The organism is Halomonas sp. (assembly GCF_029263665.1).
Classification (GTDB): Bacteria; Pseudomonadota; Gammaproteobacteria; order Pseudomonadales; family Halomonadaceae; genus Halomonas.
On record NZ_JAJUFQ010000005.1, the window covers coordinates 293,565 to 316,419 of the forward strand.

The window sequence follows — 22,855 nt, forward strand, 5'->3', positions numbered from 1 at the left end:
CCCACCTCCTCATAGAAGACAGTCCCGTGCTTGCTATAGAACGCGATTTTTTATCGCGCAGGCTTGATCCTTGAGAGCCCAGCGCCTGGCACTGGTTGAGCCGAAAGTGCCCGACATCAGCCTCCGATACCAGTGCCGATTACTCTGGTATCAATCGCTCCTCGGTGTAGCGCAAAGCCCTGCGGGTCCATGACCTGGAGCTGATCGACGAGTGTACTTCGATCAACCACTGCCCCAGGCGGCCTGACGCCTGTTCGGCCACCATACGTCTGATTCAGTCGGAAAATTCTGTTTAGTTTGTCGATTATTCAATGCCAGACTCGACTAGGTGCTACCTACAACATGAAATATTGAGGAAAAATACAATGAGCAAAATATTTGTAAACATTGGACTTAGTCTAGACGGTTACATGGCACCGGAAGGAATGACAGTCGAGAACTGGGATAAGCCCGAGTACAAGGAATGGGGGGCAAAATGGGGTGCGCTGATGGGCTGGATTCTTAAACAGCAATATTTCCGCGAGAACCTCAAGTTCGGGCCAGGTGGCGAGACTGGCCCGGTTAATGACATGCTTCGTCACACCATGGAGCGTAGTGGCGCTAACATCATGGGCAAGAGAATGTTCGAGCAAGGCGAGGCCTCATGGCCCGAGGAGGCTCCGTTTCACACTTCCGTGTACGTTCTTACCCACCAAAAGCGTGAACCTTGGGCCCGGCCAGGCGGAACAACATTCTATTTCGTCACCGATGGCCTGGAAAGTGCCCTTGAGCAGGCTAGAGAGTCCGCGGGCGATCGCGATATTCGTATCTCGGGCGGCGCGAACGTCATCCAACAGTATTTAAAACTGGGCGTCATTGACGAACTAGAAATTGCCCTAGCGCCAGTATTGTTTGGTGGTGGAAGGCGCTTGTTCGAGAATCTTCACGGGTCCATGCCACAGTTTCGTATCGACGAGGTGCTCAATACTCCAGATGCTACTCACTTGCGGTATGTGCGCGCTTAAGGGCTGACCTAACAAGCGCCCCTACCCTCTGATGAGACGAGCCCCTGGCAGCACCTGATACTTCAGGTCATGACAGTTTCCAGGAAGCGGCTGTTGACCCGCCGGAAGATCCGGGTGCCAGATCCGGCACTGGGAAGATGCGTTGCGACTCGTGAAGGGGATCAAGCAGACATGCAAGGGTGAAGTGACGAAGCGCTATGTGCATCCGCTCCCCATCGGACACGGAAAGCCGTGTCAAAGCCCCACTCACATTCCTGTGACATTAAATCACCGGCAAGGGCTGTGGAATCGATGGAAGAACACCTGAAAAGAAAAAGGCACCAGCCAAATAGCTGATGCCTTTCAAGAAATCTGTAGTGAGTGGCGGAGGGACAGGGATTCGAACCCTGGGTAGGCTATTAACCTACGCCGGTTTTCAAGACCGGTGCATTCAACCGCTCTGCCATCCCTCCGGCTCACGGCGGTGTACTTTACCAGCTTTTCTCCAAACGTCAACAGTTCTGTCCGATCAATGTGTTAGAGCATCCTTTTCTGCTCCACGACTAGCGTATCGGAATGTCCCAGAAAGCTATATGGCAGGGCTCATGCTTAGCCTACGGGCTCGGATGGACAGAACAAGGTCTTAACTGACGTTTTTGGATAAGACCGCTGCTCGGAAGAAGTCCAGAATGGGCCCCTGCTCATCGCCGGCAGGTGATGGGCAGGTCCCCCACCCCGCGGCTTTGACAGATCTGCCATTGGCCATCGGGGTGAATGCAGCCTTTTCGCCCGGCAGCATTCACCACTCATGGCCAACCAGGCCAGTCGCAACGACTTGCCGCCTGCGGGCGGCTTTTTTGCCTCTCTCGTAGCGAGATACACTGACACTCGGTCTGCTTGCCCTTGAAGAAGCAGGCCTGATTCAGGAAACCGTCGTTGTCGAAGTGCCCGTAAGGTCGAATACCGACTCACCGATGATGGGCAGCACCTTCGCCCAGTGATTCATGCCCTGAGGGTTTGGTCTATGGCTGAGGGAGAAAGGCAGGCCATAGCCAACGAACAACGTCTTGCCGCATATCCCCCAGAACCATACAAGACACAGCCCCTGGCAAACCTTCGCCAGGGGCTGAACAGGAAAATATGAGGGGCTTCTGCTTACTGGAGTACTTTCAACTGCTCGATGCGAGAATTGAGCTCGTCTACTGCCTCTTGCAGCTCTTCCCGTTGCTCCTGGATGTCCTCAAGGTCGCCATCTTCCAGTGCTTCGTCGAGATCTTCCTGACGATCACGCACTTTCTCCTGGCCTTCGCGAACCTTTTGCTCGGCGTCCGCCATGAGACTCTCTTGGGAGCAGTTTTCCTGGATGCCAACCAGGGCACGTTCAAGCCCGCGCACCTGGTCCTCGTTACCATGGTCCTTGGCGATTTGCAGTTGACGCTGCACTTCTGCTTCTTTGTCGCTGCATGGTGAAGCCGAATCATCGGCAACCGCACCATTGGCGAATGCAAGACAACAGCACAATGGGGCCAAATACTTGTACAGACTTCTCATGCGATATCCGTATCCAGGGAATGGGCCTGGGAGCATAGCGCATCGTGTAGCGATCGCACAGCCCGCCCAGCCGCCTACAGGGGCATGCCTCTATGGGTAGCTCAGCCTTAATCGTGTCGACACCACCATGAAGGGAAAGTTGAAGGCAGTGACTTTCAGGTCGAATATTTTATTCTTGTTTTCAGACAAGCGTCTTGAAGTGATCGTTCTTGATGCTTTTTCATCATCAGAATCTGAGAAAACAATGCTATGCTTGTACTTTTATGAAGTTAGTACCGATCATATGACGACTTAGTTGACATATAATGATGCCGACATCCGGTAGAACTGTCAGCCCTCAGCTCTTCCGGATGCCAGATGGTATTAGCCTGGGTTATTCCCACCAAACAGAACAGTCTTTACAGAGCGCGGAAAGTCGTCTCCGCATCCGGTCTTCTGGCATTCCGAGATGGCAGCATCCAGCATCTCTCGGGTTTTATCTGGCTCAACATCCTTTAGCACTTTAAATGCGGCACCAAACATCAGGGATATTTGATGGATAAGCTTTTCTTCTGGCGACATGAGAATAAACTCCAGGCGCGATGAGTGAGCCATCATGATTTACTCTGCATGAGCCACACCGCAACTGTATATTCATACACAAGCACCGTACAACCTACGGATTTTGTAAAGTTAATTTTCTTTTTATACTTTCTGGTGACTCATCATCTCAGCACAGTGACATTGAGAGGCATCTCCGTTTATCTTCAAGTCATGGCAACTCCCGGGGAGCTTCTCGCCACAGAAGGTCAATCACATCCCAGAGCGTGAGCGACTTATAGTTTTCAGGCAGTTTAATGGATGGAATGATGGTTTCATTCCCATTAGTCATTTTTGCGGCAATGACAGGATGTTTTCGACATAGTTTGAATTCAATCTCACGGAGTACCCACCCATTACGATAGTTATATGGCATGACAATCTCCCCTGGACAAGATACCAGGCTTTAGTCTTGTTTCTCAGTGACTCTCTTTCCACCTCCTTCCAATAGAGTTTTTCCCGATCTATAAACTATTATTACCCTAGCATAGTCGTTTTTTCTTGGAAGCCGTCACCATTCTCATCAACGAAACCAGACGAGTGACCATATCGAAGTAGACAGCATTTCACATGCGTGGCTTATTTTGTTGTTGTCAGGTACTGCGCGATTAATGCCCTATGGGTCGCTATGGCCCCGTGTGACCTCTGGACACCTCATTCAGGCAAGTTGTGGCACAGTGGGAACTGTTACTTTTTCAACACAAGATTTCTTAGGCAAAGGAAAGCTTCCTCTTACTCATTTTTTATATAACAAGCTGATTTTCAATATATTTTGTATCACTCCACTCAGATCTCTCCGATCATCATGCTTTACCGAGTTGCAGCCCAGTCCAACACTGCTAACATCCTTTCCCGTGGTGCTTCCCTTGCTTGCAAGTGGCACCCACCCTGCGATGCCAATGAGGTCACCGGACGATCTCTGGCCCGTCTGAGTTCAACGGACGAACTCGGGCGGTTTGCACGCTTCCTGCAACGCTTTCTTGTATGCCCATCTTTCCTTCGGCCAAGCGCATGCGGGTTATCTCACACGCTCATCCCGTTCTGGGCCCCATCACAATGACTAGCGCACCCAGTACACAGATCATGGCTCCCGTCATGTCCCAACGGTCTGGACGCTGGCCTTCTATGCTCCATAGCCATATCAGCGACGTGAGAATATAAATGCCGCCATAGGCAGCATAGGCCCTACCTGCAAAATCAACATCGACTCGAGTCAACGCCCAGGCAAACAGCAGGAGACAAGCGGTGCCTGGGATAAGCCAGGCAGCAGATTTTCCTAGCCTCAGCCAGGCCCAGAAAGCAAAGCACCCTGCAATCTCAGCCAGTGCCGCGACAAAAAAAGTTGGAATCGTCCACATTGATAAGATCTCGTTTCCTGAAGAATGCATCTCGTCGTTCCGATGATTTCAATATTTTTCCAGCCTCACAACTGCGCCGGCCTCAGCCTTGATCATGAGCTTCTGCATATTGATATCTATCGCTATCATGACCATGCGTCCTTCTGTCCCTATATGAACATGTTTCCATACGAACATGGCTCGATAGTCATTGGCATGCATAGAGGGGTGAACATTATCTACCTGGCGCTCAGCCAAGGAGCTCGACACAAAGGAATCCATGGTGGATCAGGAACTGGCAAGCATAGAAAACCGGGCACTTGTATATCGAGCCTTCGGTGAACCGGAAAAGACGCTGAGACTGGAGACTTTCAAGACAGGACCACTGCAGCCTGGGTTGGTACGCGTAGGCATGAGCATGTCCCCTATCAACCCATCAGACCTGATTCCCGTTACAGGAGCCTATCGGCACCGCGTGGTGCCCCCCCTGGTAGCAGGGTATGAGGGGCTGGGGATCGTCAAGGAAGCACCTCCCACGCACACACAGCTTGTCGGGAAGCGCGTGCTCCCATTGCGAGGCCCTGGAACATGGCAGGATCATGTCGATTGCGTCCCGGACTGGCTGATCAGCGTACCTGACGATATCCCTGACCATCTTGCCGCGCGAGCCTACATCAACCCCCTGGCGGCTCTGTTGATGCTCAAACGCTGGCATCCCGCAGGACAAAGTGTGATGGTCACGGCAGCGGGATCAACGTGCGCCAGACTCTTGGCTCAATGGGCACTCTCACTAGGAGCGACCCGTGTCGTCGGGGTTCATCGCTCTCCCCGCCATGCTTCAGATCTGTTGAAACGCGGCACCATTCCTGTCAACGCAGGCTATCTACCAGAAGTCGCAAGCTGGGCAAGAGACGTTGACCTGGTCTTTGATGCAGTAGGTGGAAATCTCGCGACGACCCTGCTTGGCTCCATGCCCAAGCATGCGCGACTCATTTCCTATGGACTGCTATCAGGTATGCCTTTTTCCCAGACCATGCATGGCCCTTCCGTGACACGCTTTCATATTCGCGATCAATTCGACGGACTGCAGCCTCCGACCTGGCAAGCATGGTTTCAGGAAATATGGCCCCTCCTGCGGGGTTCCTGCCTCCCTGAAGTCGAGAGTATTCCGTTGGAGAACTGGCATGAAGCGCTGACCCTCTTTCAACAATCAGGACGAAGATTCAAGCCGGTTTTATCGTTTCAACACTCGGAATGAAGTGGCAACTTGTCCCTTGCTCAAGGCTCATGAGATACCCTCGGGCCAACTTCTTCAGCGGATCATCATAGCCCTCTCCATCATGTTCTATTGCTCCGCCTATCCGTCGAGTCGTGCGACATGAGCAGTGTGAGACACTTTGATGAAAATTAAAAAACAGTGTTTACGAACATTGTTTTTATACTACTCTGAAGATTAGATGATGCCTACTCGACGATATATGGGTGTCATTCTTTCCCCCTCAAGCAATGAGTGACCAAGAGTCAGTTCCATGGATCCATAAGGAATCTGGAGGGATGCAAAATGAACAGAACAACATTGCTGCTGCCCCACATGCCTTCTGAGAAACACCACTATCCCAAGGCTCGCATCGTACGTCGTGCCTTGCCCTTCTGGCGCCGTCCACGGGCCGAAGCATCACATCAGCTTCACGACAAGGTCGAGGTTGGCTGCCTTGCGCACACTTATCACGAAGTAGTGGGACCTGGAGAGATGGAGAATGCCAAGCGCAGGCTTGACTTCTATGCCCGCTGGAATGGTCTGAAAGCGCCACACTTGCAGATCTGGAAAATTTCCTGACATGGCGAGCGTTTCCGCCTGGGGGCATCTGATGTCCCAGGCGGCATATTGAGTACCTAGTTGGATACCAGGAGCTTAGTTAGATACCAAGCCCCCTATTGGAGAGCAGCAGGTGGAGCCGCTACTCTCAGGCAATGGCAAAGTGCCTATGCAAGTGCTCTCGGTAAGCCGTCATGTCGCCCTCGACATCAGGCGCCTTGATCACATCGTTGGCGAGGAACGTTGGCATTCCTTCCATACCAACGAATTCCTGTGACTTATGGAACGGGAAGTAGACGGCTTCGACGCCACGACCTTCAAAAAAGTTACCGGGTTCATCGAAGGCTTCCCTCGGTGCGTTCCACGTCAGCGACAACATATAACGACGCCCATGCAATAGGCCGCCACTGCCGTAATGGCGGTTTGGGTCCGTACGTGAGCGCCCATCATTGGCGTATAACTTGCCATGGCCTGCTGTGAAGACTTCATCAATGTACTTCTTGACGGTCCACGGAGCCCCCATCCACCAGCCAGGCATTTGATAGATGACAACATCGGCCCACAAGAACTTATCGACCTCCGCCTCAGTGTCATAACCATCATCCACTCGGGTTTCTTGAATGACATGCCCCATCTCGGCGAGTTCACCACGGGCCAGCTCATGCAGAGTGTCGTTGTAACGCCCCCCAGAGTGGGCAAACGCCTTGGCGCCATTGATCAGCAAGATATTCATCGAATCTCCAGAACTAGAATGCATGCGCTCTTGCGCAACGATTGGCCACAAGTCTGACGCGTCACGACGAATTGATAAACCCGTTAGTCTGCAAAAGACTTTTTGAGCCACTGCAAAAATACGCCGCCGGTAACGGCGGCGTGAACCTGGAGATACAGCGCAAGAAGGCTCAAGCGCCCAAAGCGAAAGTGCAAGGTTCTGTCATAGGCGATTGTCGGCCAGAGACAAATCCGTCTGGATGCCGCCATCGGCTGCCAAGCCAATATGGTCATACAATGAGCCAGGCAACGGTCGAGGCTCCGCAGGAGGTGAAACCAGAGCAACAGGCCGACCGCTGGAGTCCTTGATCGCCTGGGTCAGAATGCCGTGATCGATCTGGAAACCACTGTCCTCGGCCAGAGCATCAGCCCTATCGGCCGCCTCATCCACACGCTTGAGGACGGTCGTCTCGCTTTCTTCTTCGTCCAGGACTGGATAAGACTGAGCGTAGAGCACGCCATCAGACCAGCCAAACTTGGTCGGCTCATTGACGATACGTACCTGAGTGCCAACCGCCACCTGGTCGAACAGATGCTCGACATCATCAGGCAACAAACGTATGCACCCATGAGTGACACGCATGCCAACGCCTTCAGGCTTGTTGGTGCCATGGATCAAGTACCCCCGAAAGCCCAGGCGCATCTTGCGGCTACCCAGAGGATTATCCGGGCCTGGCGGGACCACGCCAGGAAGCGGGTCACCGGCTTCAGCATGCTCGCGGCGAATGGATGCGGGTGGGTACCAGGATGGGTTCTTTATCTTGTCCGTGATGGACGTTGTACCCAACGGGGTCTTCCAGTCCATGCGGCCCACCGCGATAGGATATGTCTGAACGATGTCAGTCTGGTTGGCCGGATAATAGTACAAGCGCATCTCGGCAACGTTGATCACGATCCCTTTGCGTGGGGTATCCGGCAAGATGAAGCGGCCCGGAACGACGACCTCGGTACCTTCCCCTGGATACCAGATGCTTACCTCTGGGTTGGCACGAACCATGGCATTATAACCTAGCCCGTATTCATGCCCGATAGAGATAAGGGTGTCTTCTTCCTTGGCCTTGACGACCAGGACGTTGCCAACCACGTCACCGTTTTCAGGCAAATGGTAGTAACCACGGCGAAGCTCTTCTGCCACGGCAAATGGGGTGAGCAGGAAAGTGGCCACACATAGCATCCAGGCCAGGCGAGCCAAAGGCCAGAGAGAACTCTTCAACATCATGGGACACCTCTCAAAGGATCCACACAAGCAACAAAGAGCAAAAGAACGCCCGCTGCCATATGTCGATTCACTTATGCAGGTTCAATAAGCATAGCCGGCTCTCCTCTATTCGCCAGACGCCAGACGCCAGACGCCAGACCATCATGGGCGCACCTCATGAGAAGAGCAGTTTTACATTTATGGCAAGGGAGTATGGTAAGGAATACCGATGATCATGAATGCCGACAATGCAGTTCATTGCACTATTCTCCCCGCCAGATGAATTCTTCTTTGCATAAAGAAGTGTGTGCAATATCTCTTTATTATAAATATTTGAATTATCATTACTCAGTGAATTTTGGAAAAGTATCTATTCTTGATATCGTTCCCACATGGCATTCGGTATCTTCTATGCTTCACAAACAATCACAATCGATGCCAGCTCCTCATATCAACAACAACTGAAATCCTTTACCAGGTAGCGAGTTACGCTGCACACCATGTATTTGGCAGCCTACTGACCGACCTGGTGATGGAAACCGGTAACTGCACAGGGATTGGGAACATGGCATACCTAACCAATGCCGACTTGCTTGAAGATATTGCGAATTTTATTGAGCATGCTAATAACGACATGGCAAACAATGTCAGCGTTCGCATCCTTCTTTCAAAACATTATGATGCATCAGACCTTCTGCTTGTTCATCTCAACGATAATAGCAGTCAGGTCACCCTCTTTTCCTATGAAGGAAAAAATAAACTGCATCAACTTTCGTTGCCCACCAGCTCTCTAAAAGGCATTATTGAGCATCAAGATTTCTATCGACCCATCGTGGCTACAGCCTTTCCAGAACTCAATGCGTTTCTGGGAGATAACACTTCAACAAATAACACATCAATAAGCTTTACTCCGCTTAAATCTGAGGGTGAACTGATCGGATTTCTGGTTATTTCTCATAGAAGTCTGTCTGATTTATTGAGCTCTGATCAGCGTCAAGGATTGAAGATTATCGCGAACCACTTCAAGAGCTTTCTGCAAGACAATGAATACGAAAAGAACCAGAAAATTTCTAATCACTCGGCAAATCATCTAATATCACGAATCCGCACCTTGCTTCAGCGGACACCAATCATGATCAACGCATTCGACGTCCACAGGCACTGTATCTTGTGGAACACAGAGTGTGAGCGTGTTTTTGGCTGGACTCATCGAGAGCTTCAAGAACTCCCCGACCCCATGTCTCTTTTCTACCCAGATACGGAGCAACGTGAAGCCATAGAAAGAGTCTTTGCATTTAATGATGGCAGTGAATTTCTTGAGTGGCGGCCTCAAACACGCTGGGGAGACCAGCTCGTGACCTTGTGGGCTAATATTACTTTACCTGATGGGAGTGTATTGTGTATTGGGCATGATATTACTGAACAAAGAAAGTCAGAAAGTCAATCACGGCTGGCCGCCAGTGTCTTCGAATCCAGTTATGAAGGCATCATGATCTCGAATTCTCATAATCGTATCAGCAATGTCAATCCGGCTTTTACTCGCATTACAGGTTACGAGAAAGATGAAGTAATAGGTCTCGATCCTTCTTTGCTTAGTTCTGGCAGGCACGATAGCACTTTTTTTCATGCACTATGGAAAAGTCTTGAAGAAACAGGCAGCTGGAAAGGAGAAGTCTGGAATCGCAGAAAAAATGGTGACATCTACCCCCAGTTGTTATCTATTTCAGTAGTCAAGGACAAGAACGAATCTCTTCTCCACTATGTCTCAGTTTTCACCGATATCACCTATCTAAAGAATCATGCTGCAGAGCTTGAGCACCTGGCACGTCATGATGCACTGACCAATATACCAAATCGGCTTATGTTCTCTGACAGGCTCGAAAGAGCAATTCAAGAGTCCAAGATAAAAAGAGATGTACTAGCTGTCTGTTATCTTGACCTTGATGGCTTCAAGCCAGTCAATGATACACTTGGACATGCTGCTGGAGACCAGTTGTTAATCGTGGTCAGCAAACGTCTTCGTCAAGCCATGCGCTCCTGCGATACTCTGGCACGGTTGGGAGGCGATGAATTTGCCATTCTGCTGACAGGGCTGGACAACGAACTTGAGTATATCGGTTTCGTTCAGCGAATCCTGGATATCATTGCTGAGCCGATTACTATTCAAAATAGCATCATTCACATATCAGCCAGTATTGGTGTTTCTCTATTCCCCAGAGATACCGCCAGTGCTGATACTTTGCTTCGACATGCTGATCATGCAATGTATCATGCAAAAAAATACGGAAAAAACAATTACCATCTCTTCAGCCAGGGGGAAGATCAACTTGACCTAACCCAGAAGTTGCAGCAGGAGCGCATGGCTTCTGGAATAGAAAATGGTGAATTTTGTCTTTACTATCAACCCAAGATGGATCTCGTCACGGATGAAATCATAGGGTTCGAAGCTCTATTACGCTGGCACCATCCCCAAAAAGGCATACTGAAGCCCAAATCATTCCTTTCCGCGATCATGGGCACACAGATGGAGTACATGATAGGTGAATGGGTGATCGAACAGGCCCTCGACCAGCTGCAATATTGGCAGCAGCAGGGGCTTCACCTGATGCTGGGCTTCAATGTCAGCGCCAACCACCTGATGCGTCCAAGGTTCTCTGCTTTTCTTGGACAAGCGCTCAAGCGCCACCCTGATGTTGACAGCAAGTGTCTGATTCTGGAGTTTCAGGAAAGCATCGCTCTGGATGATGTTGAAGCAGCACAGGCTGTTCTTAATCACTGCCGAAGCCAAGGCGTGAAAGTCGCCTTGGATGACTTTGGCACAGGCTACTCCTCTTTGTCTTACCTCAAGAAACTACCTATAGACATCCTCAAGATTGATCGCAGCTTTGTGCACGATATCATCGATGACCAAGATAGCCGCGGGCTTATCAGCAACATTATCCAACTGGCAAAAACACTCAAGCTCCAAGTGATTGCAGAGGGTATTGAATCCAAGGCACAAGGTAATCTACTGTTGGCTCTGGGTTGCTCTCTGGTACAAGGCAATGCGATAGCCAAGCCTATGCCTGCCGAAAGAGTCATCGAATGGCTCGAAGCAAGATGAGCCGAACAGTCGCAGCGGGAGGCGGTACTACGACCGCCTCTTTTTCAGCGCCGCCTACTCATCGGGAATTTCCGTCTCGACCAGTTGTGCCAACAAGGACAGTGACTCCTGCCATCCGACATGGCAGGCCTCTGCGGGGATGAGATCGGGAATGCCTTCCTGGGTGATATTCAGCTCAGTCCCGCATGATACAGGGGTTAGCGCAACGGTCACCTGCATCTCGCCAGGCAAGCCAGGGGCATCAAAGGTGTCTGTATGGCGGATTCGCTCTGCATGCACTAATTCCAGATACTCCCCACCGAAAGAATGCTTCTGACCTGTAGTGAAATTGGTGAACGACATTTTGTAGGAACCACCGACACGAGCGTCCAGATGGTGCACTTGGGCGACAAAGCCGTTGGGTGGAAGCCACTTGACCAAGGCAGCGGGATCAAGGAAAGCTCGATAGACTCGTTCAGGCGACGCCCGAAGAACGCGATGAAGACGGATGGTACTGGGCATGACGCGTTACTCCTCTGATTGACTCCATTCCAAGGGAACCACCTTCTATAGTCGAGCAGGCAAGTGCGATTTCGACAACCCGACTTCTTTCACGAATGGAGCACCGCCAGTTCATCCTGCCTGATCACCATGATGGTTGATTTCCACTGTTGAAATCCATGAGCTGGCCTAAAATCAATCAATAGCTGGTCACGATGGAGGTGCGACGAGCAGACACCGCCGGTTCTCCGACCAGCTGAGGAATCGATAAGATTTCGAAGCACATGGAATGGTTTAAATTCAGACAGTAAAGTCGAGTGAATTTATAGAGGGTTAATGCACTTGAAGAGTTGCTGCACTTGGAGGTCTTTTTACATGAAGAGCTTTTGCACATGAAGTGCTTTAGTACTTAAGGAGCAGCTGTATATGAGGAATTAATGTACTTAAGCACCTGCGTGCTCGAAAGCTGATGCATCTAGACAACCTAAGCTGCACTCGGTAAGTAGCATCCGGAGGCAGTCATGAAAGTCAAGCAAGCAATGTCGCCCCTGCACGTCAAGCAGGCAATGCACAAGGGCTGTACCTGGTGCCACCCTGACATGTCATTGTCAGAAGTCGCGAAAATACTGCGCGACGAAGACATTGGTGCGGTTCCCATTGGCGAAAACGATAAGCTGATAGGCATGGTGACCGACCGAGACATCGTCTGCCGTGGCGTAGCGCGAGGAGACATTTCCTCACTGACCGCTCGCGACGTAATGACCGCAGGTATCGAGTGGTGCTTTGAAGACGACGACATGAATACTGCCATACAGCTAATGGAGGAGCAGCACCTGCGTCGCATGCCAGTGATGAACTTCAACAAGCGCATGGTGGGAATGCTGAGCCTCGGAGATGTTTCACATATGGTGGCCAATGAACAATCTGGAGAGCTTACCTCAGCAGTAACTGCCCATCACTGAGTGCCTATTGCCTGAAGAACGCTGTATCCCTGTGCAGCTCCTCATACCGCACTCATATCCATATTCACCACATGGGCTCTCCGTCGTGATGGGCTGTACAGAATGGGCAATATCTTATAGACCAGGGGGCAGTCACTTTGACGCCTCCTGGCCCTTTGATGTGTCCTGGTTACCCGAGACCAAAGGATCAGGCACCAATGTCTTCATCGTATTCCTTGTCCTTGTACTCATGTACAGGAGAGTCGTCATCGCAGTCTGCGTCATGCATGAATGTCTGGGTAACATCTACTGCTCCCAAATCCTGAATAGTACGCCGCCCCAGCAATACCGGGTAAATCATACCGTCGCGGTCCCGGAGACTGAACTGTTCTTCATAGAATTCTCCTCCAACGCAGACAGTCATCAATACTGCTGGACGACTATCCTCACCACCTGCTCCACTCAGTGCCAGTTTGCGAACGACCTCACGTTCGAAGGTCTTCGAAATCGTGTCGTCAGTTGCCTCATCTTCCACTTCGACATCGAAACGCACCCAGTCTTCTCCGTCGCGCTCGAATTCCTCGATATTTTCCGCCTGCATTGATGAAGTCAATGCACCGGTATCGAGCTTGGCCTTGACTTCAGGCCCCCAAGATGGGTCGATGGTCACCTTCTCTACCCAGCCATAGGTACTGTGTTTCCCATCACTGGCCATCGCCACACTGCTGATCAGCCCCGTGCTCATCAGACCTGCAGCAAGGCACGTGGTCAAGGTATGGCGCGTCGACTTAAACATTGCTTCTCCTTGGGTTGGCCGCTCAGAGCTTTCCCGGCTTTGAAATGTCCTGTCGGCCTGTTCGCCGATTCACACATGACCGAATGATGCCCGAGAGAACTGTCATCAGAATGAAGATCCTATTCATCTTCAGTTCATATTACACGCTCCAAGCTCTCTCATGGGCTTCCATCCATGCCCTATGAGCCCACCACCCTGGTTGTTTTTTGTTGCCTGGTCCACTTCCCCTCTTTCTTATCTATATATTGAAAGTACTCGTTTGAGAATGAGCCCTGAATGCAGACCGAACGATTAGGGATGCTATTGACTTCCCCCATCGATAAGGCCACATTCATTGCTCCGGGCCCTGTCATATCAAAGACACCATAAATCTTGTTCTCACGAATATTGCTAATGACCGTATCAATGACCCTTTTAACATGAGGGTCGTATGGACAAGCAGCCAGAAAGTAATTGGATAACTCACCTTTCTTTGTGGCGATAAACAGCTCATGATGACGTGCCACAAGAAATTCCAAAGGCCATACGGCATGTGCATCGATATCCATATACACACCACCTTCCCTGTAGATGACAAGAAGTCGCCATAGATCAGCCTGGGCGGCCCCAATCTGAAGCTTCCTATAACAATCGTATATATCTGATGAAAAATTATCTTTAATATAATTCATTCTATCGCCCGTAGTCATGAAGCGATAATTGAAACTAAATCCCATCAACCTATTCACTAGATAATTTATATATACTGGAAAGGTCACTTTCTCAGTGTAATTCGTCTGCCACAAGGTTCTAGGAATATGATCTTTTTCATTATCACGCAACCATATGGCATTGGATTGTGCAGGAATTCGAAAACGATGATGGGGCACCACGCTATGAAAAATATACGAAAAGGTCTTGGATATGGCCCCGATGAATTTCAGAATCCTTCCCGAAGCCAGCCTTAACGTGAAAATCATAGGGCACTTCCTCTGTTTCATCCACCGCGACAGTTCTTGCCTCTGTCGCACGATGCTGTCCAAGAATGAAGATCGGGGGAGATATCCAAAGCAGATACAGAACTGACAGTGTCAGCTTGACGGGATGATAAACAGAAAAAGATGAAGAAAAGGTGAATGCACTCAGCTATTCAAGTTCTGCCCAGCGATTCCCTATCTTTCAGTATTGTCGTCATACAATGAAACAGGCAGTGCCCAATGGCACTGCCTGAAGCTACATCATTGAACTCTCGTTATCATTAAGATATCGGTATCATGAAGCTATCGTTACAGGTATCGATATTTCATCGGCTACCGAATGAGGACTTAACTTAAGAGAGCAGCGGAAGTCCACCTGTAACACCACCCGTGAGGCCTCCCAGACTCCCCAACAGGCTGTTCAAGGAACCCAGAATGAGTGCAGGTGTCAAGGCAATACCTGTATAAGCACTTGCGACCAGAGCGGCAGCACCGCCGAGGAGCAGGGAGCCGCCCTCGATGAAGTCACCATATGCATCGTCAAAACTGATACCACCGGCTACGGCATCAATTTCATTATTATTCAGAACACGAAGTGTAGATTCAGACATGATTCCCCCTAGATTTGCGTTACAGATTGCGATTTTCTTTTTTGAAAGGACATACAGCTTTTAAAATATTGGCGATAATTCTGTATGAGTCAAAAATATATTGTGTTGTTTTTGAGAGGTATTGTCCTTTATGTAACTTTAGATTTACTTTTGGAAACACCTCATGATTCTTCTACTCACTGCATCTGCGCCCCATCCAGGTGCATACATTTCTTCCATGAAACCTGCGAGACAAATCATGTACCCCTTCACTTCTGCTTCCGTTCGCAGAAGAAAAGCATGAACAAGCATCATTCATATACAGGAACATTATCATGCACAACGTAACATTCCAGCCCATATGGGCTTATGGTCGGCATTGAATACAGATAGGGTGAGGCTAAAGCATCCAGGCAAATATGCGCAGATTCAACACAATGCGCACAGATCTGGCTGTAGCGCTTAGCTCAGTTCGGATGATATCAGTGCTACTCTAATGACATGGAGCCACGAACCTGGACTCATGCTGTCATCAAGAGGTGAAGAAAGTGGACGACAATGCGCTGAAACGAGTAGACGAACCTAGCGACGATGCCAAGTTCCTGTCTGTGGGGGACTTGGCCCACGCGCAAAATGAAAGTGGCCAGCTTCTCACCTTATTAGTGCTGGGACTACTTTCTGACAACCGCTACCATGTCAGAATCATCGGGGTCACCAGCCAACACAATCAGCGCGTCAGCTTCATTGGAGATGAGATTGATGTCGACTGGGATTGTCTGTTTTCCCTGCGAAAACAGACCAGGAGCACCACCTGAAAGATCCATCATCTCAACCGATCACGTTGCTCCTGCCAATGACAGAGACTCTGGGTCCACACACAAACAGCCGCCTCTACCGCAACAGGCGACACAGTCGCGACTTGTCATTCCGCCATGTGGAACCATGGCTTGAATTCACAGTGGCTAAATAAAAAGCCCCACTCTGCAGTGGAGCCTCTATTGACGCCAACGCACCGAGATCGGCTTAGCGGAAGAAACTGCCCAGGAAACCGGTCAGAAAGCTCTCTACCGTGTCTTCCAGCATTCCTTGTGCAAAATCCGACAACTCATCGAATGAAAACTCGGTACCATTTATTGAAACAGACGGCTCAAAGCTGAAACCGCCAGCAACGGCGTCGAGTTCATTATCACTTAAAGTACGCATCGTTGATTCGCTCATGACTTTCTCCAGAATAGGAATATTGGTGGTTCAACGCGATTATTTTCGCCCCACCAAGCTCAGGTCAATCTTGAATCGTGAAGTTGATAAGCGATAATTTACAAGGAGTTAGAAGGTGTAACAATCCTCCTCGCTCCATCGCCCTCTACCTGAGTCATGCAGGTTGTTCACCACATACACCGGACTCAGCTCAAGGAATGTCCTCTCAGTAGCAGAGCATGATCAAGGGCACCAGAACTCCTTGGCAGATCATTTGGCGACTCATCTTGCGCTGACCACGACACACCCATTTCTGGCCTTGCCCTGGCTCTGCGATTGGCGCTGGCTGACGAGTAACAATTGGACAGTCTCTGTCCGTAGATGCCGTGTCTGCTGCCCTCCACCAGCCAGACAGACAATCTGTCATGTCTGGCCGTGCTTTAGATCATGCAATAGATGCTCAGGCCGTCTTGGCGATCTCAGGCACAGAATCCATGTCGATACCAAGACGCAGGCGCAGGGCCAGAGGCAACAGGCGGCGGGCAGAGATGCGGTGCCGCGGCATTTCGACGATTCTCGTCTCGTTGCCGTAGAGCGCTACATATTCATCGTAGTTATCGAATGCCTTGCGCTCGATATAATCGACGTAGGTCTCCGCTTCAGTGCCATTGGCAAGGATAACTTCATGATTCTCTGTCTCGATATGGTAATAAGTCACCGTATCGGGCAGCTCATTCCACGAGACATAGTCAATCGAGCCATGGTTGACCAGTGCACCGGCATTGATGACCAGTCCATCAATGATGACACCGTGGCTGGCAGTGAGAACGAGATCACGGTTCGGCTTGCCAGGTTCCAGGGCACCTGCACTGATACGCACGGGGCGAAGCTTTTCATTGCCCGAGGCCACAGGACGGAAGGTCTGATGACCAATCCACTTCACTGCAACCTGCTCTCCACTTGCAGTCATCACCCGATCACCGATGGACAGCGTCTCCACTGCCACTTCACCGTTGGGTGTGGCAATCATTGAGCCTGCCGCAAAGCAGATGCCGATTTCTTCGAGTGCATCTTGCACTTCCTCGACAATGTCCCCTACGGCGTCCTCGATGGCAGGCAGGATTTCTTCCTCAATCACGTCCTGGATGTTCTCGATGACATCTCCTACAACGTCCTTGATGACATCCTCGATGCTTGTACTCATTGTCGTGTCTCCTCGACTGGGTTGGCCTATGGATTACCGGATCGCCGGAATTGCCATGGGTTATCGTTAAGTGTCAGACCCCCTCTCTCAGGATGACATTCATTGCATGTAACTATTTCAAATTACTGCACGATTTCATCCCGGATGATCCTAATCAGGATCGTCTGACACCGCGCTTCGAGTTCACTACGCTTCGAATTCCTGCCTTATCCAATAGACCTTGTTGTTGTTTCAAGTCCATGAGGCAGGTTGTTATTATTTTTCAAATAAAACAGGCAATGCTTGATGCATTGCCTATTTCCACCCATCCATAGCAGGCGGGCAGGCTGATTATGTATATGCCTCGCTCGGAAGCTCAGCCCAAGGTACCCCCCAGAAGGCCGCCCAATGAGCCCAGGATCAATGCTGGCGTCAAAGCAATGCCAGTATAAGCTCCCGCAATCAATGCACCTGCACCTGCACCTAGCAAGGCCCCGCCTTCCTTGAAGTCTGAATAGGCCTGATCAAAGCTGATACCACCAGCGACCACACTAACTTCGTCGTCACTCAAAGTACGAATAGTAGACTCAAGCATTACCTTCTCCCGTTCCTGCGTTGATCTTGTTTTTTAGAGCAGTGACAGCTAGTCAACTATTGTTTGGCAGAGCCATTTCGTCAAACAAAGTTTGTATTATCATGAAACAGTGCTTATCTGGTCTGAAACAACGAATTACAATATGACTCAATGCACCATATAAACACACTTTCCTCTACTCTCATGGGCTCTACCCATGTGTGGTGCACCAAAAACACGCTCCGTGAGGTCTTTCCACGGCGATGGCCTGATGTATCTGAACACCGACGCCATCATTCCTCTGTCAAGAGGAAAGATGACAATAGAGCTGTCAAGCAAGCGTGCTGCGATATGGCCAACATCATGTTACATTGCATGCTAGCAATCCCCCCCTGATAGACGATGAATGCCCATATGTTAAAAAGCCTGCTCATCTGCTTTGCGTTCTTGGTCGCCCAACTGGTGCTGCTGAACCATATCGACAATCGGATCAATGCCTCGAGCCAAAGCGCTCGCGAAATTGTTTCTACGTTCCAAGCTACCCAGCGAGAACGCAAGGACGACGAAGAATTGCCGACTTCGTGATGACTCCGCGAACGTGATAGGTAGCCGGCAATAATGTCGATACCACGGTGGCTCGTTCGACCCTGACAGTGAATGACATGTACCAAAGCACGGCATGTGTCATGCAAGGGGTCTGGTCTACGACGCCGAAAAACGTGCGGTCAGCTACTTGGCCAGATCCTTCTTTCACCATGAATAGAATCTGGTTACAGGAGCATCACAATGAAGCTGTATGGATTTGGTCCAACGCGATCACTCCGTGTTCTTTGGGGGTTGGAAGAGCTGGGCATAGAATGCGAGTTCATATCGGTCAACCTCGTCAAGGGCGAGCACCTGCATCCTGACTTCCTCCACCTCAACCCGGCAGGAAAGGTCCCGGTTCTGGTAGATGACGACCTCATTCTCACAGAGTCCGCGGCCATCGTCCTTTATCTAGCGGAAAAGTATCCCGACAAAGGACTGCTGCCTGCAGACATTAAGGAACGAGCGCAAGTCTATCGCTGGATCATGTTTGCAATGACAGAGCTCGAGCAACCATTGTGGAGAATGGCACGGCATACCATGCTGTACCCGGAAGACAAGCGACTACCTGCTGACATCGAGCTAGCAAGACAGGATTTTGTCGACATGGCCGCCATATTGGACCAGCACATGGAAGGACGGCGCTTTATTACAGGGGACAGCATCACGGCTGCAGACTGCGTGACAGCCTATCTGATGGACTGGGCCAATGAGCAAGATTTGCTAGCCGATTGCCCTCATCTGCTTGCTTATCTGGAACACATGTATGCGCGTCCCACTGCACCGCCACGCATCGCGCAAGCATTCGCCGCGATGGAGAAAAACTAGCCACCCGGAAAACAGCTTCGCCGCTTTCCAGATAGCTTTCCTCTCTACTGGCCCCGCTAGATTCGCGGGGCCATGCATGTATTCATGTCCATAAACCCCATGAAGGGATAACGCTCCTGGTGCTCATTGGACAAGTATTGCCAGCCTTATCAATCACCTACCCTCCAAGCAACCGCCTTCCTCCAAACGTTGTATAAAATACCGCGCCCCAGGAAGCCAGCCTGCTACTGGTTTTCTCTTCTCCGAACTCCCTTTCCCATACATTATTCATCCTGGTTCTCACTGGGACCACGCAACCTCTCCATTTCGACTTCAAAGCACAAACGGGCAGCGGTAGCACGGGCTTCAAGCTCTGTAGCGAACCTGGCATATACGTGATGACAGGAATTTCGCATATCGACTATCAACCACTCGCGGTCGGGCGTGTTAGGCGATAACGGCCTCGACGTCACTCCATAACGGGACAACATCTGCATTTCCTCTTGCACATGGCAAGGGAAATCAGTAGCACAAAAGAATTAATGCAGTCACCACGCATGATAAACAACCGGCAAAAATGTACGGCATTCTAAGAATACCTAAGCATTAGCCGGGTAATTCCTAATTCTAATGAAAAAGAACTACCCGACTTCAGCTTCCGCAAAACACGGCGCATGGCAGCAATGAGAGCTGCAAAATGCTAGCCGCGCTCATCCCCAGTGAAGAATGACGTCATGTCAACTCCGGTCGTGTTGGCGGCATTCCAGTAGCCACGAGTTTTCTTGTGCGGTAACTGGATATGGATCTGAGCCTGTCTGCGCAGTATGTAGTTTGGCCGGATGGCCACCTTCTCTTCCGGTCGTGAAGGCTTGGACGTCTTCAGATAGCTGGCAACCGCGCGTGTCAGCAGCCCCGGCCCCGTCTTGCTCCAGGTATTCTCATTATCGCGCGACAGCAGTGCTTCAGCTGCCATCTCGGAGGCTCGCACAATCGCAGGATGCCCAGGAACAGCCGCAATGACGTTATTGGCCAGAATATTGAAAGGTTCCTGGAAGCAGACCAGGCCAACTCCTGCTGGAATGAGCGCATTCCATTTGCCACACATCCGATCATCTGCATCAGCATAGACACCACCATAGTGGCGCAGGTAGCAAAGACGCAACAGGTCAGCCCCTTCCGCAGTATTATTCGCCAGCCTGAAGGCACGTTCGTAATCAGCCCCGAAAGTGTCTCTCAGGAAGGTACGTGCCTGTTGGCTATCGAAGCGAACATACTCCACATTCGGCAGACTGGACCAGGATTGCATGATCTCCATCACGGTCTCCGGCGGAGTACTCTCATTCCAGTACTGGAACACCCGACGCGGTATCAGGCGCTGCCCGGCATAGGCCGGTGAAGTGGTGTGTTCGGAGTGACGCTCGATCACGGTGCTAGCGGCATGGACGTAGCGAGCCGCCAGATAGTCATCGTATTCACCTGGTGGCAAGGCTGCCTGTTCGTGGCGATACAATGCCAGATCACTCATCAGGCTTCCATGCAGGGAAGTCGAAAAATGACCAGAAGTAATTCGATTGTTCATCCCTCGACGCTGGGCCTCTGAAATAAGCTGCCGTGCTTCATCATCTCGCCCAAGCGTGATCAGCGTTCGCAGACGCATAGCGACGATCCCATTGTCAGGGATGTAGTCGCGGGCCTTGTCGAGTTCCAACTTTGTCGCACGCAAGTGCCCGCTTTCCAACAGGCTGTGAGCACGCGTCTGCGTAAACTCATTGTGTCGAGCAGCGGGAATCGGTGTGGAGAGCACTCTGCGCGCGGCGTTGGGCCGACCAACATCCATCAGCAGTTTGGCATGCAGTAGGCTGAGATTAGCCTCATCAGGCCACTGCCTGCGGCAGAAGCGAAGGTAACGCAAGCCAAGCTGAGGATTTCCGAGCCGCAGGAAACGAGCAAGCTGGAGAGCCTCCTGAGGGGAGCGCCGCTGACGCTTATCACGGCGCAGGCGCTCGAGTGCCATATGCGGACCATCCACCAACAGCGCAAAATCTGCCGCAACTGAGGCTTGCTGAGCCTTAGGGATATAGCGTAGTAGACGCGATGCCACCACATCAGCCTGCTGACTACCCAGCGAGGTCATGGCTTTGCGGAAAAGCGCGAGAGCGACGGGGCCCCGGCGCGGGCCATTATCCAGGATCCCGGCGAGTGCCCGATGCGCGACTTCTGTATGCCCCAGGCGCTCGGCTTGCCGGAACAGCATCAGTTGATCCTGTTCCGTTAGTTGGTCGACTCGACCGCCCACGAGTTCCAAGGCCTCCTCACACACAGAGGCAAGTTCCGAAACCTTGGCAAACTTCACTGCCTGCAGTAGTTCCGCTGCATCAGCGGATGAAAGCACTGTACTGTCACGCACCGTCGCCAATAAATCAGGTAATGGAGAAGGCTCTTGACCGTCAGTCGCTGCATTGGCCAAATCTATCCGTACGACGCGAGCCTGGCGATGTTGCGGATGATGGTTTCGTAGATGTTCAAGCAGCCCTCTCGCAGCACGGAGACGCCCATGGTTACGATAGAACTCAGCAGCAGCCAGCAGCACATCTGGCTGGTCCGCCCAATGCTTGCGTAAGCGCTTCAGCACTTTCAGAGCTGGCAAGGTGAGTCCAAGCCGCTGCAGGAGATTGAACTTCAAAAGCCGTGGCCGAAAGTCGTTGGGCCAACGCGAGATGGCTATATCAAGGCGTTTCAAGGCCCGGCGAGGACGGCCAGCCGCTGCCATGGACTGGGCAGCAAGCACAAGAAACTCGGCATCATTCGGCTGTGCCTTGGCAGCTCTTTCCGCTCGCATTCTGGCGGCAGCGACCTTGCCCTGACGCAAGGCACTTCGAACCCATAGGCGCCGCACGCCAGGATGAGGGCTACCCGAACGCATGGCCTGGACAACCAGCATTTCTGCCTGGTCCAGGTCTCCTACTGTCATGGCGCGTTGTGCCTGCTGGAAAACACGCTTTTTCTGCTCGGCATCCCCTGAGCGGCTTTTTACCGTTACATCGTCCATAGCTGCACTTGCATCAACCTGTCATTGTACTTTCGACACAGAGGTACATTGACAAAGATCACCGGCCAGAAGGGCATGAACCATATCCGGCCGGTGCTTTGTCGGCATCACTCTCGTGAACCTTCAGGCCTTGCCAAATACTTATTAGGCAGTCTTGGCCATCGGTGCTTCATTCAGCTCGATACCGAGGCGCTGACGCAGGGCCAGAGGCACCAGGCGGCGAGCCGAAATACGGTGGTGCGGCATCTCGACGATTCGCGTTTCAGTACCGTAGAGCGCCACGTACTCGTCGTAGTTGTCGAACGCCTTGCGCTCGATATAGTCGATGTAGGTCTCTGCCTCAGTACCATTGGCAAGAA

22 protein-coding genes, 1 tRNA gene and 2 pseudogenes are annotated in these 22,855 nt (G+C 51.1%); 9 read left to right on the forward strand and 16 right to left on the reverse strand.

Annotated features, from left to right (window positions below):
* Nucleotides 1-365: 365 nt before the first annotated feature.
* Nucleotides 366-1,004: a dihydrofolate reductase family protein gene (locus Q1K07_RS07680; protein WP_149284733.1), complete on the forward strand. Its 639-nt coding sequence runs from the start codon at nucleotides 366-368 to the stop codon at nucleotides 1,002-1,004.
* Between the two features lie 361 nt (nucleotides 1,005-1,365).
* Here Q1K07_RS07680 and Q1K07_RS07685 read toward each other — a convergent pair.
* A tRNA-Ser gene (locus Q1K07_RS07685) sits at nucleotides 1,366-1,456 on the reverse strand.
* A gap of 485 nt (nucleotides 1,457-1,941) precedes the next feature.
* Between Q1K07_RS07685 and Q1K07_RS21260 the strand changes: the two are divergent.
* Nucleotides 1,942-2,127: pseudogene (locus Q1K07_RS21260) on the forward strand (hypothetical protein); the annotation flags it as partial.
* A gap of 11 nt (nucleotides 2,128-2,138) precedes the next feature.
* Here the strand turns inward: Q1K07_RS21260 and Q1K07_RS07690 are convergent.
* The 4 genes from Q1K07_RS07690 to Q1K07_RS07705 form a co-directional block, all read right to left on the reverse strand.
* Entirely contained in the window at nucleotides 2,139-2,570 is a 432-nt protein-coding gene (locus Q1K07_RS07690) for a DUF1090 domain-containing protein (protein ID WP_366945042.1), read from the reverse strand.
* Between the two features lie 327 nt (nucleotides 2,571-2,897).
* Complete coding sequence (locus Q1K07_RS07695) at nucleotides 2,898-3,095, reverse strand: hypothetical protein (RefSeq protein ID WP_149284715.1); 198 nt, start codon at nucleotides 3,093-3,095, stop codon at nucleotides 2,898-2,900.
* A gap of 190 nt (nucleotides 3,096-3,285) precedes the next feature.
* Nucleotides 3,286-3,489 (reverse strand): hypothetical protein, encoded by a 204-nt coding sequence (locus Q1K07_RS07700; RefSeq protein WP_300309514.1) that lies wholly within the window; start codon nucleotides 3,487-3,489, stop codon nucleotides 3,286-3,288.
* 655 nt (nucleotides 3,490-4,144) lie between these two features.
* Complete coding sequence (locus Q1K07_RS07705; protein ID WP_300309515.1) at nucleotides 4,145-4,471, reverse strand: YnfA family protein; 327 nt, start codon at nucleotides 4,469-4,471, stop codon at nucleotides 4,145-4,147.
* A gap of 259 nt (nucleotides 4,472-4,730) precedes the next feature.
* On the opposite strand from Q1K07_RS07705, the gene Q1K07_RS07710 reads away from it, so the two are divergent.
* Together Q1K07_RS07710 and Q1K07_RS07715 are read left to right on the forward strand one after the other, a co-directional pair.
* Complete coding sequence (locus tag Q1K07_RS07710; RefSeq protein WP_300309516.1) at nucleotides 4,731-5,708, forward strand: zinc-dependent alcohol dehydrogenase family protein; 978 nt, start codon at nucleotides 4,731-4,733, stop codon at nucleotides 5,706-5,708.
* 303 nt (nucleotides 5,709-6,011) lie between these two features.
* Entirely contained in the window at nucleotides 6,012-6,287 is a 276-nt protein-coding gene (locus Q1K07_RS07715) for a hypothetical protein (protein WP_300309517.1), read from the forward strand.
* Between the two features lie 127 nt (nucleotides 6,288-6,414).
* Here Q1K07_RS07715 and Q1K07_RS07720 read toward each other — a convergent pair whose 3' ends face one another.
* Together Q1K07_RS07720 and Q1K07_RS07725 are read right to left on the reverse strand one after the other, a co-directional pair.
* Nucleotides 6,415-6,999 (reverse strand): NAD(P)H-dependent oxidoreductase, encoded by a 585-nt coding sequence (locus Q1K07_RS07720; RefSeq protein WP_300309518.1) that lies wholly within the window; start codon nucleotides 6,997-6,999, stop codon nucleotides 6,415-6,417.
* 201 nt (nucleotides 7,000-7,200) lie between these two features.
* Nucleotides 7,201-8,256, reverse strand: a complete 1,056-nt coding sequence (locus Q1K07_RS07725) for a L,D-transpeptidase family protein (protein ID WP_300309519.1) — start codon at nucleotides 8,254-8,256, stop codon at nucleotides 7,201-7,203.
* Nucleotides 8,257-8,800: 544 nt separating this feature from the next.
* Between Q1K07_RS07725 and Q1K07_RS07730 the strand changes: the two genes are divergently transcribed.
* Nucleotides 8,801-11,338, forward strand: coding sequence for a bifunctional diguanylate cyclase/phosphodiesterase (locus tag Q1K07_RS07730; protein WP_300309520.1), 2,538 nt, complete (start codon nucleotides 8,801-8,803; stop codon nucleotides 11,336-11,338).
* 54 nt (nucleotides 11,339-11,392) lie between these two features.
* On the opposite strand, the gene Q1K07_RS07735 is transcribed toward Q1K07_RS07730, so the two are convergent.
* Nucleotides 11,393-11,839: an SRPBCC family protein gene (locus Q1K07_RS07735; RefSeq protein ID WP_300309521.1), complete on the reverse strand. Its 447-nt coding sequence runs from the start codon at nucleotides 11,837-11,839 to the stop codon at nucleotides 11,393-11,395.
* Between the two features lie 500 nt (nucleotides 11,840-12,339).
* Between Q1K07_RS07735 and Q1K07_RS07740 the strand changes: the two genes are divergently transcribed.
* Nucleotides 12,340-12,780, forward strand: coding sequence for a CBS domain-containing protein (locus tag Q1K07_RS07740; protein WP_300309522.1), 441 nt, complete (start codon nucleotides 12,340-12,342; stop codon nucleotides 12,778-12,780).
* Between the two features lie 187 nt (nucleotides 12,781-12,967).
* On the opposite strand, the gene Q1K07_RS07745 is transcribed toward Q1K07_RS07740, so the two are convergent.
* The 3 genes from Q1K07_RS07745 to Q1K07_RS07755 form a co-directional block, all read right to left on the reverse strand.
* The gene (locus Q1K07_RS07745; RefSeq protein WP_300309523.1) at nucleotides 12,968-13,555 is read right to left on the reverse strand and encodes an ATP-dependent zinc protease; all 588 of its coding nucleotides are present in this window, start codon (nucleotides 13,553-13,555) and stop codon (nucleotides 12,968-12,970) included.
* Between the two features lie 179 nt (nucleotides 13,556-13,734).
* On the reverse strand, nucleotides 13,735-14,514 hold the full coding sequence (locus Q1K07_RS07750; protein ID WP_300309524.1) for a glycosyltransferase: 780 nt from the start codon (nucleotides 14,512-14,514) through the stop codon (nucleotides 13,735-13,737).
* 350 nt (nucleotides 14,515-14,864) lie between these two features.
* Nucleotides 14,865-15,122, reverse strand: a complete 258-nt coding sequence (locus Q1K07_RS07755) for a hypothetical protein (protein WP_300309525.1) — start codon at nucleotides 15,120-15,122, stop codon at nucleotides 14,865-14,867.
* 527 nt (nucleotides 15,123-15,649) lie between these two features.
* Between Q1K07_RS07755 and Q1K07_RS07760 the strand changes: the two genes are divergently transcribed.
* Complete coding sequence (locus Q1K07_RS07760; protein WP_300309526.1) at nucleotides 15,650-15,916, forward strand: hypothetical protein; 267 nt, start codon at nucleotides 15,650-15,652, stop codon at nucleotides 15,914-15,916.
* 208 nt (nucleotides 15,917-16,124) lie between these two features.
* Here Q1K07_RS07760 and Q1K07_RS07765 read toward each other — a convergent pair whose 3' ends face one another.
* From Q1K07_RS07765 to Q1K07_RS07775, 3 genes are all read right to left on the reverse strand, one after another.
* The gene (locus tag Q1K07_RS07765; protein WP_300309527.1) at nucleotides 16,125-16,319 is read right to left on the reverse strand and encodes a hypothetical protein; all 195 of its coding nucleotides are present in this window, start codon (nucleotides 16,317-16,319) and stop codon (nucleotides 16,125-16,127) included.
* 439 nt (nucleotides 16,320-16,758) lie between these two features.
* A complete protein-coding gene (locus tag Q1K07_RS07770) occupies nucleotides 16,759-17,502 on the reverse strand; it encodes a Hint domain-containing protein (protein WP_300309528.1) in 744 nt (247 codons plus the stop codon).
* 355 nt (nucleotides 17,503-17,857) lie between these two features.
* Nucleotides 17,858-18,076: a hypothetical protein gene (locus tag Q1K07_RS07775; protein WP_300309529.1), complete on the reverse strand. Its 219-nt coding sequence runs from the start codon at nucleotides 18,074-18,076 to the stop codon at nucleotides 17,858-17,860.
* Nucleotides 18,077-18,469: 393 nt separating this feature from the next.
* On the opposite strand from Q1K07_RS07775, the gene Q1K07_RS07780 reads away from it, so the two are divergent.
* Together Q1K07_RS07780 and Q1K07_RS07785 are read left to right on the forward strand one after the other, a co-directional pair.
* Nucleotides 18,470-18,640 carry a hypothetical protein gene (locus Q1K07_RS07780; protein WP_300309530.1) on the forward strand — a complete coding sequence of 57 codons (171 nt, stop codon included), beginning with the start codon at nucleotides 18,470-18,472 and terminating at the stop codon, nucleotides 18,638-18,640.
* Nucleotides 18,641-18,841: 201 nt separating this feature from the next.
* Nucleotides 18,842-19,468, forward strand: coding sequence for a glutathione S-transferase family protein (locus Q1K07_RS07785; protein WP_300309531.1), 627 nt, complete (start codon nucleotides 18,842-18,844; stop codon nucleotides 19,466-19,468).
* A 679-nt stretch (nucleotides 19,469-20,147) separates the two neighbouring features.
* Here the strand turns inward: Q1K07_RS07785 and Q1K07_RS07790 are convergent.
* A complete protein-coding gene (locus Q1K07_RS07790) occupies nucleotides 20,148-22,496 on the reverse strand; it encodes a glycosyltransferase (RefSeq protein WP_300309532.1) in 2,349 nt (782 codons plus the stop codon).
* Between the two features lie 144 nt (nucleotides 22,497-22,640).
* Nucleotides 22,641-22,855, reverse strand: a pseudogene (locus Q1K07_RS07795) (hypothetical protein); the annotation flags it as partial.